This window comes from Bifidobacterium dolichotidis (assembly GCF_003951975.1).
Classification (GTDB): domain Bacteria; phylum Actinomycetota; class Actinomycetes; order Actinomycetales; family Bifidobacteriaceae; genus Bifidobacterium; species Bifidobacterium dolichotidis.
The window spans coordinates 251291-264705 of record NZ_QXGM01000002.1; the positions used below are offsets into that span (position 1 = coordinate 251291).

Annotated in this window: 12 protein-coding genes and 4 tRNA genes; 4 read left to right on the forward strand and 12 right to left on the reverse strand. The window is 48.7% G+C overall.

What is annotated here, in order from left to right; genetic code table 11:
- Positions 1 to 247: 247 nt before the first annotated feature.
- From D2E26_RS04880 to D2E26_RS04900, 5 genes are all read right to left on the reverse strand, one after another.
- Complete coding sequence (locus D2E26_RS04880; protein ID WP_125963584.1) at positions 248 to 505, reverse strand: hypothetical protein; 258 nt, start codon at positions 503 to 505, stop codon at positions 248 to 250.
- 901 nt (positions 506 to 1406) lie between these two features.
- A tRNA-Phe gene (locus tag D2E26_RS04885) sits at positions 1407 to 1482 on the reverse strand.
- Position 1483: 1 nt separating this feature from the next.
- Positions 1484 to 1557, reverse strand: a tRNA-Asp gene (locus tag D2E26_RS04890).
- Between the two features lie 37 nt (positions 1558 to 1594).
- Positions 1595 to 1668, reverse strand: a tRNA-Asp gene (locus D2E26_RS04895).
- A gap of 237 nt (positions 1669 to 1905) precedes the next feature.
- A complete protein-coding gene (locus D2E26_RS04900) occupies positions 1906 to 2565 on the reverse strand; it encodes a DUF4190 domain-containing protein (protein WP_241218881.1) in 660 nt (219 codons plus the stop codon).
- A 395-nt stretch (positions 2566 to 2960) separates the two neighbouring features.
- Between D2E26_RS04900 and D2E26_RS04905 the strand changes: the two genes are divergently transcribed.
- Both D2E26_RS04905 and D2E26_RS04910 read left to right on the forward strand, forming a co-directional pair.
- Positions 2961 to 3263 carry a hypothetical protein gene (locus D2E26_RS04905; RefSeq protein WP_125963585.1) on the forward strand — a complete coding sequence of 101 codons (303 nt, stop codon included), beginning with the start codon at positions 2961 to 2963 and terminating at the stop codon, positions 3261 to 3263.
- Between the two features lie 167 nt (positions 3264 to 3430).
- Complete coding sequence (locus tag D2E26_RS04910) at positions 3431 to 4525, forward strand: MazG nucleotide pyrophosphohydrolase domain-containing protein (protein ID WP_125963586.1); 1095 nt, start codon at positions 3431 to 3433, stop codon at positions 4523 to 4525.
- A gap of 221 nt (positions 4526 to 4746) precedes the next feature.
- On the opposite strand, the gene D2E26_RS04915 is transcribed toward D2E26_RS04910, so the two are convergent.
- Together D2E26_RS04915 and trmB are read right to left on the reverse strand one after the other, a co-directional pair.
- Positions 4747 to 4818: transfer RNA gene (locus tag D2E26_RS04915), tRNA-Glu, on the reverse strand.
- A 127-nt stretch (positions 4819 to 4945) separates the two neighbouring features.
- Positions 4946 to 5731 carry a tRNA (guanosine(46)-N7)-methyltransferase TrmB gene (gene trmB / locus D2E26_RS04920; protein WP_241218899.1) on the reverse strand — a complete coding sequence of 262 codons (786 nt, stop codon included), beginning with the start codon at positions 5729 to 5731 and terminating at the stop codon, positions 4946 to 4948.
- A gap of 279 nt (positions 5732 to 6010) precedes the next feature.
- On the opposite strand from trmB, the gene galE reads away from it, so the two are divergent.
- On the forward strand, positions 6011 to 7021 hold the full coding sequence (galE, locus tag D2E26_RS04925; protein WP_125963588.1) for a UDP-glucose 4-epimerase GalE: 1011 nt from the start codon (positions 6011 to 6013) through the stop codon (positions 7019 to 7021).
- A gap of 549 nt (positions 7022 to 7570) precedes the next feature.
- Here the strand turns inward: galE and D2E26_RS04930 are convergent.
- The 3 genes from D2E26_RS04930 to D2E26_RS04940 form a co-directional block, all read right to left on the reverse strand.
- Positions 7571 to 8086, reverse strand: coding sequence for a low molecular weight protein-tyrosine-phosphatase (locus D2E26_RS04930; RefSeq protein ID WP_125963589.1), 516 nt, complete (start codon positions 8084 to 8086; stop codon positions 7571 to 7573).
- 170 nt (positions 8087 to 8256) lie between these two features.
- The gene (locus tag D2E26_RS04935) at positions 8257 to 8940 is read right to left on the reverse strand and encodes a dihydrofolate reductase (RefSeq protein WP_125963590.1); all 684 of its coding nucleotides are present in this window, start codon (positions 8938 to 8940) and stop codon (positions 8257 to 8259) included.
- 156 nt (positions 8941 to 9096) lie between these two features.
- Positions 9097 to 9966, reverse strand: a complete 870-nt coding sequence (locus D2E26_RS04940; RefSeq protein ID WP_125963591.1) for a thymidylate synthase — start codon at positions 9964 to 9966, stop codon at positions 9097 to 9099.
- A 473-nt stretch (positions 9967 to 10439) separates the two neighbouring features.
- On the opposite strand from D2E26_RS04940, the gene D2E26_RS04945 reads away from it, so the two are divergent.
- A complete protein-coding gene (locus D2E26_RS04945; RefSeq protein WP_125963919.1) occupies positions 10440 to 10853 on the forward strand; it encodes an OsmC family protein in 414 nt (137 codons plus the stop codon).
- Between the two features lie 290 nt (positions 10854 to 11143).
- Here D2E26_RS04945 and D2E26_RS04950 read toward each other — a convergent pair whose 3' ends face one another.
- Both D2E26_RS04950 and D2E26_RS04955 read right to left on the reverse strand, forming a co-directional pair.
- Positions 11144 to 12187, reverse strand: coding sequence for a universal stress protein (locus D2E26_RS04950; RefSeq protein WP_125963592.1), 1044 nt, complete (start codon positions 12185 to 12187; stop codon positions 11144 to 11146).
- 248 nt (positions 12188 to 12435) lie between these two features.
- Entirely contained in the window at positions 12436 to 13203 is a 768-nt protein-coding gene (locus D2E26_RS04955; RefSeq protein ID WP_125963593.1) for a C40 family peptidase, read from the reverse strand.
- Positions 13204 to 13415: the final 212 nt, after the last annotated feature.

A 13415-nucleotide genomic window follows, 5' to 3' on the forward strand; every position in this document is an offset into this window, starting at 1 on the left:
ACCCGAACAGATGGGGCTTATATAAGAATCGCAAGAAAATTTTGATGCGGTTTTGCGCTTCGTGTGCAAAACCATACGATGGCCAGCCCTAGGAAATTACGAATCTCCACGTTGGTATACCGAAATTTCTTATTGATTTTGGGTATAGCTGCGCAGACCATACCCAAAATTCAATTGGGCTGGCCATCGCGTGGCAATAGATTTGTGATAGAGGTCCTAGTTAGATAACTAACTACGAGAACTTAGCCTAGAAAGGCTTGCATTCCAGTTCGACCGAGGTGAACCATTTCTTGAAGTTCCAATTACCCGTGAAGTAACCATGCTGCGCGATCATGCAGTAGGCCGACATGGCAAGGAAGAAAGCTGTACACAGAGCAATAAGCACAGCAAGGAACACGACGAACCATGCTCCATACTTTGCAGAAAGCTCTTGCTTCTTAGCCGCGATCGAATTTTGCACCGTCCAAGGCAACACACTCAGTGTCGTGAAAATTCTGTCGATCATAGTATTCCTTCAAGGTTGTGCATCATAAGTCAGGTACCAGGCTCTAAGCCTTGTACGACGTGTGATCAAGGGGTTCACACGTCGCCATACCGCGAGCAAGGGCATGACTCGTGACGCCGTCCAATATGGTTCGGGATTCGGAGGTTGACGTCATCGGCGACGCTGTCGTGTAACTACCGACTGCTTGGCAATCTAGGATCTGCTAGGCAGCTGCGGCGGCATCTAGGTTCCTAGCGCGGATGTGGCATCTAGGTTCTAAAGGTTGCGCAATCCTTCGAACTTTCGTTACCCGTCCAGGTTGGGGCCTCCACCAGTGAAGTTGACCTTCGTATATTCCGGGGAGCTGTAGCCAGTATTCAGATTGTGGATCAATTTGTTTACCGGACCACTCTCAGTTACCTATGGTCGCCCCAAATAAAAGAGATCGGTTTTAGTGTTTCAGTATGTGATATGAACACTAAATAACTCCATGGGGGCATATCCGAATACCGTTCTAATCATTGGTATTCATTGGGTTTGCGGGGTTGCTCCCTACGTTAAATCCACGTTAACTTAATGAGATTTCTGGATCGATTGGCACTTCACGGGGGTCTCTACGCACGTAAGCCAGTTGCACCGAACCTATTTTTGACGCACTTAAGCGGATCGCAATAGCCACTCAGTCATGTCAATTCGGCCTTATATCAACGCATTACTTGCTTTTACGATTGCGACTCAGACTCACTATGTGCGAGATCTTAGGGTTACACTCGAGAGTCTCAAGTTACGCGTTAAACCCCTACAATTACGCGCTAGAGCCTAGAGCTACGTACCAGAGTCGCCGATCTGATCGCAAGCTAACGAAATACAGGAATAAAAAAACAAAGATAGAAAAAGAAAACCCCGCACAAGGCGGGGTAAGTGGTGGCTCCGAGCGGCATCGATCCGCTGACCTAACGATTTTCAGTCGTTCGCTCTACCAACTGAGCTACAGAGCCGCGACTCCGGCCGGACTTGAACCGGTGACCTCCGCCGTGACAGGGCGGCGCTCTAACCAACTGAGCTACGGAGCCAAATCTACATGAATCTTTACAGAATCGCGCAGACTCGCGACTCCGGCCGGACTTGAACCGGTGACCTCCGCCGTGACAGGGCGGCGCTCTAACCAACTGAGCTACGGAGCCGTGTTTTCTCGTGGTGTCTGTTCAACACTTGGAGACAACAGCTGTTTATCTTACACACACATGTTCTAATAGCAAATCTCGGCGTGTCGCATTATGAGCAAATTGGCGCAAAACCATTGAAATTATTGACTTTTCGATCAATTTAGCCTCATAAAACAGAAATTATCTCCTCACACGTCCAGAAAAGTGATCGCACAACACAGCCGCTCAATTATGCTGCGAGCATAGATAAACCGATTACATCATCATCGCTAATTGCGAGGTAGTCATATCGAACTGCGAGGTAGAAGGATCAAGCGAAGCTGGAAGCAATGCACCTAAGCTACCAATTGCTGCAAGTACGATCAATGCAAAGATGAACTGCAATGCTGTAACAACAGCACCAATAACGATGCCAGCAATTGCGAGCGCGCGGCTCCGCTCTCCAGACTTATTGATCTGATTCAGAGCCACAATCGACAGCACTAAACCAGCCTCTGGAATAAAGAAGGCAAGTACGAAGCCCACAATGCACAACGTATTCCATGGCTTCTTAGGCTTCTCCGAGACATGAGGCGCCATGGTCGGCATCATTGCCGGCACAGAATGCATTTGAGCATATGCTACTGCCGAGGGCTGCATATTTTGCACATATGGATTACGCTGCGTTGGCTGACTGAACTGCTGTTGCATCTGGCCAGATTGACCATAAGGATGTTGGGGCTGAACCGGAGTCTGCTGCATCGCAGTATTTTGTTGAGGAACTTCTTGCAGCGGAGTTCCAGACTCGATTTTTTCCTGAGATAGCTTCTCAGACTGTGCCGATGTAGAAGTTTCGTGCATAACTGGGTTAGCTGCGGCCATAGGTGTTGTTGGTTGATCCGTCTGAGGATCTTTTGGCATCTGATTAATACTCATACATCGAGTTTAGGGTTTATCCGCTTCCCTATCCGCGCATAAGCTTCCCGCACATAAGCTAATTGACCTACATGCGTAAACGGGACACACATAAGGTAATTAGCTTACGTGCGTCGAACGGCACACAGATCAAGCAATTGGCTTACATGCGTAAAACAAGGCGCACATAGGGCAATTAGCTTACGTGCGTACATTGAGACGCACATAAAGCAATTGGCTTATATGCGCGATGTGAGGTGCGTGAAGGGTAAGCAAATGATTGACTCACACTTTGCTGAATATTCAATGAGATAGCGCTTAGGGTGATATTCAGTGAATCCACTGATTCGCTCGTTATCGTGAGAGACACCAACTACCGCGTGGTTTTGAACGACGCTTAACGAAAAGAGGCCTCTATGGCTAATACACAATCCGATACATCTCAGGCAGAAGCCACTCCATCAGATCAGGGTGACCAGCTCGTATACACGACTCAATCCGACGTTGCTGATTATCAAGAGCCGCAATCCGCACACGAAGAATCTCAGCAAGATGAGCATGGCTCAAACGATGCCAAGAAGCACCACATTAACCCTCGTCTCTGCATCGCAATTGCCGCAGGCGCCGCTCTTATTGCAGCTGGTATTGCATGCGGACTTCACTTCGCACGTAAGTCCCAATCGACTTCGTTCCTACCTATTTCGCTATTAAAGCGATGAAGCATCATCAAAAATAAAAAAGCATTTTTCTCCCGCACGTAAAGCAACTGCACTACGTGCGGGGAAGATGACAAAAAGGACAAACTAAAGAAAGAACGCGAAATATAAGCAGGAATCGCTCCTTCTTGAGTTTTCCTTGAACCAAGAAAGGAAGATGATCAAGACTCATGAGTGACGCATCTCTGCTTGGGTCGAATTCACACCCTGCTTATCATCCACGCGCTCCAAAGAATACAGAACCAAAGACGGTTCCTTCTGGCCCTACGCCGCACCCAGCAATCATTACCCCTGTGCTCTATCCGCTGCCTGATGATTCCGATCCTGAAACGAAATTGGAACAGGTTCTTGGCGCACCAACACCTATCGAACGCGTTAAACAGCTCGTTCGCATTCTTCAAAGTTCTGAAGAAAACCCAGAAAACACCAATCAGACCAATACAACGCTGCTGAAATCGCTTCTACATGAGGTTTACGAATATATTGACGCAGTAGAAATTAACGATCGTGTCGGTATGCGCGAAGAGCTCGGCGATATTCTCTTGCAGATCATGTTCCAGGCACAACTCAGTGCTGCCGATCCAGATCTTCCATTTTCATTCGATGAAGTTTGCGATCGTTTGGTCCGCAGGATGATTAAACGACATCCTGAAGTTTTTGAACAATCCGATGATGACGAAACAGCGTGGTGGTTCAAAGATGGTTGGAAAGTTGATATTTCTCGCACTCTATGGGATCAAATGGAACAACATGACAAGCATGAGTCCATACTTGACGGAATTTCCCATTCTCAGGGTGCGCTACCTCGCGCTGCGCAGATTATGTCTCGCCTGCGTAAGGCTTCAAAAGATGTATTAGTGCTTGAAGCTCAACCGGCTGGCGTAGAAACTGGCGAAGATTACTATGCCGACCGCATCCTTGAGGTCGTTAAAGATGCAGCCGACGCTGATATTGATATCGAGGCCGCACTCAGACATCGCTTAAGTGAGTTTGAGGACAACATTAGGGATATCGAGAAGGCCGAACTCACCGAAGATGAAGAGGACGTCGACGAATTTGCAATCCTCTCCGAAATTCATGCGGGAATTTCTGTCAACGACTCTGAAAATGCATCTGATGATGAATCTGTTGATGAATCCACAGATACATCTGCAAACGAGTCTTCAGATGCAGCCGCATATGAGGACGAAAAAGAGACTGATCCTCAAAATGCCCTAGAACAGTTTTCTATAGAGCTATATGAGGAGAAACCCTCAGAAGAGTAATTCTCCCCTACACGGCAGCTTTAATGCCCGCATATCAGCTTTAATCAAGTTTCTCAGGCAGGGTATTCTCACAAAACTCTCCCGCACGTAAGCTAACTGCCTTATGTGCGGGAGAATTTGCATATGAGGGCGCCTATACAGTCACAAGAAACTGGATTGAGCATAATACAAAGAAAACCCTTGGTCTCAAGTTTTCGCTTGATTCCAAGGGTTTTAACCGGTACCCCCTGAGAGAGTCGAACTCTCGTTGTCAGATTGAAAGTCTGGTGTCCTAACCGTTAGACGAAGGGGGCGATCGACAACTCGACTAATACTACGCGCTTCTCTTACGAAGTCAACTCTCGGCGTGTCGCGACCCAGAAAAGGTGCCCGTAATATACAAATTTGCGCACCCCGAAGAGTGCGCAAATCGTTGCAATATCAGGCACGCTGGTATGTAAAGTCGTGAATCACACGACCTGCATTCAAACCCTTACGCTCAAAGTTAGTGAGTACACGTCCATCGAAACGTTCGGACTCAAAAAAGTCAGAATGAGGCAAATTTTCTGCTTCTTCGGCGTTTCCTTTGCCAACATGCTCGGTTGGAAGAGAAACCATAACCTCACCAACATTCTTGAAGTCCTGACGATCATCCATGACCTCATGCACATGCAATGCATAGTCCTCAATATCGGTAGCAATACGCCACACACCGTTATCTCGGAGCGCATGATGCACTGAATCAGCTAACTGAGGTTGCACAATACGACGCTTATGATGACGCATCTTTGGCCAAGGATCTGGGAAGAACGTCCATAATTCGTCAAGTACACCTGCTTCTGCAGTCTCCAGTAACTCAGGAGCATTAATCTGCGCAATACGCAAATTAGTAAGGCCCTGCTTACCTGCGAGCAGCATCGTATGAGCAACGCCTGGGTCATACACTTCAACCGCAAGGAAGTTGCGTTCAGGATGAGCAGCTGCAGCGGCAACGATATTTTCACCCTGCCCCGAACCAATTTCCATGGTAAGTGGAGCGCTATTTCCGAACGCCTGCTGCACAAATTCCTTATTGAATTTGAAATCAGGCTTTGGAGATAAAGACCCCTCTCCTGCAGCAATATCAAGAAGATACTGATCAGCAAAACGATCCCAAGCTCGCTGTAGACGCACGTCTAGCCTTGCCGATCGCCTCACGAACGACTGCACCTTACGGCCGCGGTTCATTTGTTCACGCTCACTTACTTCTGGCGCATCGGTGACTACACTAGATTGAGCACCAGCTGGCTCACCCGCTTTTGGCATGTTCTTAAGTTCCTGCATAGCTTCTTTTATAGAGCAGCGTCCAAACACGTTCCAGCCGTCTGGCTTTATGTCTTCATTTAGTTGATTTCTGATGTATACGACACGAGCTTCTCCACCTTCGAGAGTCCCCATTGTCAGTTACACTGAAATCAACATAATTGAACAAAAACGAAACAAATCGAACACACCGAAAGGTCTATCATGACTGTTCTTGTTACCGGCGGATGCGGTTACATCGGAGCGCACGTGGTTCATGCACTGCACGAGAAGGGCGACAACGTTGTCGTCGTGGACGATCTGAGCTACGGCAAGCCATCGCGTATTGGCAATGCTCGTCTCTACGGCATGGATGTCTCCAACCCAAGCGCTGCAGCACGTCTTACCCAGATTATGAAGGATGAGCACGTTGATGCTGTTATCCACTTCGCCGCACGTAAGCAGGTTGGCGAATCCATGGAGAAGCCACTGTGGTACTACCAGCAGAACATCAACGGCATGCTCAACGTGCTGACCGCAATGCGCGATGCAGGCGTGAAGAAGCTTGTCTTCTCCTCCTCCGCTGCAACATACGGTGAGCCACCAGTTGACGTGGTTCCAGAAGATGTTGTTCCAATGCTGCCAATCAACCCATATGGCCAGACCAAGCTCTTCGGTGAGTGGATGGCTCGCGCATGCGAGGAGCCATACGGCATTCGCTTCTGCGGCCTTCGTTACTTCAACGTGGCTGGCTGCGGCCCAGTGGAACTCGAGGATCCAGCAATCCTCAACCTGATTCCTATGCTGTTCAACCGCCTGAAGCAGGGCAAGGCTCCTGCAATCTTCGGCGATGACTACCCAACGCCAGACGGCACCTGCATTCGTGATTACATCCACGTGTCCGACTTGGCTGACGCTCACGTCGCTGCTCTTGATTACCTGGATCGTGATGAGCGCAAGTACGACGTGTTCAACGTGGGTACCGGTAAGGGCACTTCTGTGCGCGAGATCGTTGACGAAGTCAAGAAGGTCACCGGTCTGCCATTTACGGAAACCGTTATGGACCGCCGCGCAGGTGATCCTCCTCAGCTCATCGGCGACGCAACGCGCATCAACACCGCTATGGGCTGGCACGCACAGTATGACGTCGAGCAGATCGTGCAGTCTGCATGGGATGCATGGCAGGCAAACCCAGATCACCACATCGACGTTGATACTTGGAAGCAGCAGGACTAATTAAAACCGCAAATACTGAGGTTTTAACTTAATCTGCCTTAACAGTAGGGCTCTGTTCATAGACTTATTGATCTATGAACAGAGCCCTTTTTATACGCATCAGTACTTGATAAGAGATGTATCCCAGTTCTTATACCGCACATAAGCTAATTGCTTTAACTGTGGAACGGTGCACTCAAACAAGCTAACTGCTTTATGTGCGGGAAACTACACACATAAGCTAGTTAGCTTAGATGCGGCCTTAAGACACACATAAAGCATTTGGGCTATGTGCAGTAATCGGCTATGCGCCACAAGTGGGCTATGCACAGCATTTGACGCATGTAAGGCAATTAACTTATGTGAGGTACTCATGGACGCACGTAAAGTAAATCGCTTATGTGCGGGAGTGTAATACTTGCGCAATAAACGCCTTACGTGCGTATGAGAGTAGATATGAATGTGCCTCCCGCTTTTGGGTAAAACCCTTATGTACGGGAGGCAGAAATCAAAAATCAATCAACTACGAAACTATAGGATTCCAGACGAAACTCTAGAACGAATACAGGCTTAGTTGAGCTGCTTCTCTACGTAATCAGCGATGTACGGTGCGACCTCTTCGAGCTGATCGATAGCAACCTCAAAGTCCTTCATACCGCCGTACCAAGGATCAATCAGATCGATATCACTCTCATGACCTGGAGCAGGCTTCTTCAGCGAAGGATCGAAGCTACGATACATGAACACTTCATCACGCTTATCTGCAGGAAGCTGACGCAACAATGCAGTTTCATGGGAAGCAGTCATTGGCAGGAAAAGATCGGTGCTCTCAATCTCCTCTGGAGTGATTTGATGAGCAAAGTGATGCTCTGGAATCTCATAGCCATGCTCACGCAGAACCTTAACGGCACGACGATCAATTGGATGGCTGTATTCTTCATCACTGACGCCGCTGGAAAGCACGCGAACCTTATTACCAAGGCCGCGGCTATCAAACTCGTTACGCAGGATAATAGCTCCCATTGGAGAACGGCAGATATTACCGGTGCACACTGTCATAACCGTGTATGGTCGATTCTCACTCATCGTGTCATCTCACATTCTTTTCCGGGATGGCGTGGGTCTGCACTATCTGCAGCCGCACCCCATCATCATCGTGTGTCAGCCTCTTTAACGTCTTTTACTGCACGATTGCAAACTATCTTGCTGCCACCCATAGAAAAAGCCTCAGTAACAGTTAACAATCGTGGTAGAGCCTACTTCTCCTCGTCGTTCTCTCGATTTACGCGCTCGTAGGTGACAAAACGGAAGCGCTTAATTGGAGAATCAGGATTGGAAGGCGTCTTCCATGCGGATTCTTCAGTAACTTCCCACGAACCATCTGCAACGAGCGACGAGACTGATGGCGCATATGTATCAGCGTCCACAGCCATGTCAATCTGAGTCACGCAGAGCTTTGAAGCACGCGGCAAAAGCTCTTCAAACAAACGAGCTCCGCCAATAACCCAGATTTCGCTACGATCGAGGCCATCATCAGGAATGGCTTCCTGTCGTGCGAGATCGAGGGCATCTTCAATATTGTCTACAACGACAGCACCTGGGGCCACGAAATCTCTGTTGCTTGAAATCACGATATTGTCGCGATTTGGCAGCGGACGATACTTCGGATTCAATGATTCCCAAGTTCGACGTCCCATAATAATTGGATGGGAAACTGTCAATTCCTTGAAGCGTTTTAAATCTTCTGGCAGATGCCAAGGCATACCGCCTTCAAAACCAATCGCTCCTTCGCGACCATCATGGTCAAAGGCTTGTGCCCAAATCATATTGAGCGAGAACGTCTTGGGGAAATCATCACCCCAATCGTCCTCCATCTCTTCAAGCCCGGCAAGACCGGGCACGGGTTCGTGATAGCCAGTGCGGCTACTGTCATGCTCCATTTCGACTCCTTGCGTATACTAACCGCGTCACAGTTTATTCATGACTCAAGACGGTGAACAATAGCTGGTACAACGCCCTTACAAAGTTCATGCAACGTTCTTTTGGCGCACTCAAGAAACTGAGGCGCCACATTAACAGAACGAAGAACTACCTACTCATACAGCGATTGGTGCCTTAATCGTTGGATGATACTGATAATTCTGAATCGTAAAGTCATCCCACGTGTAATCAAACAACGAATCGGCCTTGCGAATTTCCAATTGAGGGTATGGATATGGCTTACGAGAAAGCTGTTCCAAAACCTGCTCAACATGGTTGTCATAAATATGGCAATCGCCGCCAGTCCAGACGAACTCACCAGGTTCAAGACCAGTTTGCTGTGCCATCATCATGGTCAGCATCGAATACGAGGCAATATTGAATGGCACACCTAAGAACATGTCACAAGAGCGCTGGTACAGCTGGCAGCTCAGCTTGCCATCTGCAACATAGAACTGGAACAGCGCATGACATGGAGGCAGAGCCATTTCTTCGACCTCAGCAGGGTTCCAGGCAGAAACAACCATGCGTCGAGAATCAGGATGCGTACGAATGAGATTTAGCACATTACTAATCTGATCAATCGTGCGGTTTGGATCGTCTGGAGTTGGTGCAGGCCAGCTTCGCCATTGCACACCGTATACAGGGCCTAGATCACCGTTTTCATCAGCCCATTCATCCCAAATATGAACGTTATGTTCCTGAAGCCATCGAACATTGCTTGAGCCCTTCAAGAACCACAGCAATTCGTAGGTAATGCCTTTAAGAAATACACGCTTCGTGGTGAGCAGTGGAAAATCCTTAGAGAGGTCAAATCGCATCTGCTGTCCAAATAGTGAAATCGTACCGGTTCCAGTGCGGTCGGTCTTCAGTGAGCCTTCCATCAGAATCTTGCGCAGCAAATCTTCGTAAGGCATTGGAATATCTGTTTCTGGGCGCTCAGGCACGCGTGCACGGATGGCATCCAGTTCTTGCTGTGTCAACATGCGACTAGTTTCGCATAATGGGTGGTCGCATGTAACCCCTTTGCCACTGAAATATTTCTTGCAGCTTTTCTTGCGACACTACATCCCTTATTTGCGTATTTAAGATCAGAAGACTGCGTATATTCCGCTGGATTAAACCGTTGCTCTGAGCTGGTATTACTCCGCTTAGTATTCATAAAATGCTGCGCATGTTAGTCCCGCACGTAAGGCAATTACGTTACGTGCGGGAAGATAGTTGCTTTCGTAGCTGCTGTCAGACCATGAAGCAGCAATTGCGTTACGCGCGGGAAAAAGTTAGCCATATGGGAAGTCCAGTAAATTCCTCACTCAAAATGAGATAAGCCTCACAAAACTACCCTGTCTTCACAAACTTTGGCCGCAGGATGAACATAGCAGGCAGTTACCAGCTTTGCCCTTTACGATGAGCTCCAATGCCGTTAATGGCATTCAAACTCGTTAAGAAAGAAGGCAACATGACTGATCGCGTATGGGTAGAGCGCAACAAGGATGGTTCTTGGGATGCATTCAGCGACGAAGGCGCACACATTAAGTTCGGTAAGGGCCGTGGCCAGTTTGATCCAGGCGATCTCGCCCGCATCGCACTTGCAGCTTGCGCAGCACTGTCGAGCCAGAGGGCTGTTGAAGCAGCCGTTGGCGAAGGCAAGGGTGCAAAGATCGTCGTGGATAGCCGCTACGACGCTGACACCGATTCCTTCCTTGACTTCACAGAACACGTTGAAATCGATGCTTCTGATGCAAACCTTTCCGATGAGGATGCTGAGACGCTGAAGAAGCGCGTTAAGGCCTACATCGATAAGAGCTGCACGATTATGCACACGTATGAGCAAGTAACGCCAGTGCGTATGGATGTGAATGTTAAGCGTTGATTTCTCGCTTACGTGCGTCAGTGAGGATTAATCACGCTTCCTTACCACAACTAAGGGAGATATGAATTGGCTTGTGTACGGAAGCAGAAATAAAAATCTTCAGCACCGCACATAAGCAAGAATCGAACTCCCTTACGTGCGTCAAAACGTGCATCAAAACGTACGCCAAAACGCACATCGAAACATGCGTCGAAAAAACTGACGAAATAAAAATGGCCCCGCAGAACTTCACTGCGGGGCTATTTCTTGCTGTTTTTTACTTTCGGCTAGACGAATTAACCTAGCCAAGCTTATTTATTATCGTACTGCTCGTGCTCCGGGTCAATAGCCTGTTCAATCTCGTGAGCCTCCTGCTCAGTTGCAGGTTGCACTGGAACTTCCTTGACGAGCTGATCGATAGCAACAGGAGTCTCAGCAGACTGAGTCTCCGTAGAAGTCTGGTCAGATGTACGAGCGGCTTCTGCTTCCACATACTTGCGCGGTACAACGTACACTGGCGACGACGAGTGCTGCAGCAGTCCCTGGCTCGTTGAATTCATGAGCAGACCTGAAAGTCCGCCACGACCGCACGATCCAACAACCACAATGTCGTGATTGCAGCTTGCCTTAGACAGCGTTGCAATAGCGTTGCCCTGAACAATAGAACGGCGAATAGTCAGATTTGGATATTTCTCCTCGATTGGTGCGAGGCGCTCATCCAATTCTGCTTCTGCCTTAGCCAACGCATCTTCTGCAGCATTCTTACTTGCTGGAACCACGCAAATAACATCAAGCTCTGCATCCCACTGGCCCGAGAAAGCAGCGGCAATATCAAGAGCCTTAATTCCCCACTTCGTATCGTCAGAGCCCACAGCAACGCGCGTGATGTGGTTGTTCAAGTGAAGCAGATTACCGTCATCATCGGTATATGGAACCACAACAATTGGGCAATATGCATAAGCAGGAAGACTCGAGCTCGTAGTACCAAGCAGACGCTCAGCCAAACCGCCCTTACCGCGGTTACCAATCACGATCAAGTTATAGTTGCGAGAAAGCTCCACGAAAACCGACGACGGGTCACCGGTCACGATCAGCGTCTGTGCTTCAACACCCTGCTCATTTGCAATGGCCTTTGCCTTCGACAGAATCTCCTGAGCATCCTGATGAGCCGTCTGATCATCGCTCACGGCAGTATACGAAGAATCAAAAGAAACAGCGGCATAGCTCGGCAGTGAGTATGCACACACGATCTGGAGTGAGAGGCCGGCATGCTTTGCATAGTTTGCGGCCCACCAAGTGGCCTTATAACTTGCGTGGGAACCATCAACACCAACCAAAATAGCCTTGTCGTTCATCGTGAAGACCTCCTAGACAGTAACGCTCTTCCTTGCGCTCACTATGCATAACAATACATGCTCCGGTCAAATATTCCCTGCATATATACAACATCTGTACTATTTCCAGACTGCCGTGGTAGGAGTTGCTGCTTGTTTGTGCTTTCTCACTTATCTGCGGCGCCGAGCAGTTTTGCATGCCCCAGATACGCAAAAACCCGCCTCAATGGCGGGTTTCTGTTGAAGGATGATTAACGATTACCTAGAAATTACAGCACACGACGAATTGCAAATGGTCCTGAGAACACTGCCGTACTCGTGATCTGAGTGCCCTGAGCTGGGTTCAGTGCGTTGATGACCATGCCGTTACCAATGTAGATACCAGCGTGTGCACCATTAGCCAAAATGTCACCAGGACGAGCTTCTGCCAAGCTATTGACTGGCGTTCCAACGCCCATCTGAGCACCGGAACTATGTGGAAGGCTAATACCGAACTGCGAGAATACGTACTGCACAAAGCCGGAGCAGTCCCAACCGCTTGGCTGGTTGCCACCGAAGACATATGGAGCTCCGACGAACTGCGTTGCAAATGCGGAAAGTGCCGAAGCATTTGCACTCACTGGAACAGCAGGAACCGAAGCGGCAGCATTGTTCTCCAATGGAGCACGAGACTGCGAACGCGATGCGGCTGCAGCTTCCTGATCAGCCCTACGCTGCGCCTCAGCCTTAGCTTGTTCTTCAGCCTGTGCTTGAGCCTGAGCCTCAGCTTCCTTCTCGCTCGTCGATTGAGTCTGAGGTACGTCCATCTGCTCAAGACCACCCCAGTTAGAGTTTGAATCAACGTTCGTTGACGAAGCCTCAACATAGAGGTTCTTCTTCACCGTGTTGACCTTAGGGAATGAACGAGCGGAAGTGACCATGTCACTTGCGTTCGAAGCATTATCAGCAGCAAAAGTTGCAGGGGCCTCCACTGACGACAGAGTCAGTGAAGCTACACAAACTGCAATTAAAGAAGCAATGCGTTTCTTGGTAATCATCAGTGCACCACCGTATCACGGCTAATCCGCAGTATTCCGCGGGAAATAGCCGTTAACACTCATCTTTCAGACACACTTTTTTCAGGTGTCTATTTTTATCTGTGGTTCAGCCTTCACCCTCTGCAAGGTGAAGTGGGGGTCTGCTTTCCACATTAAATTTTGTTTATTTTTGTGGATACGACATAGCTTTACGCACCCTCACCAGCAATGCC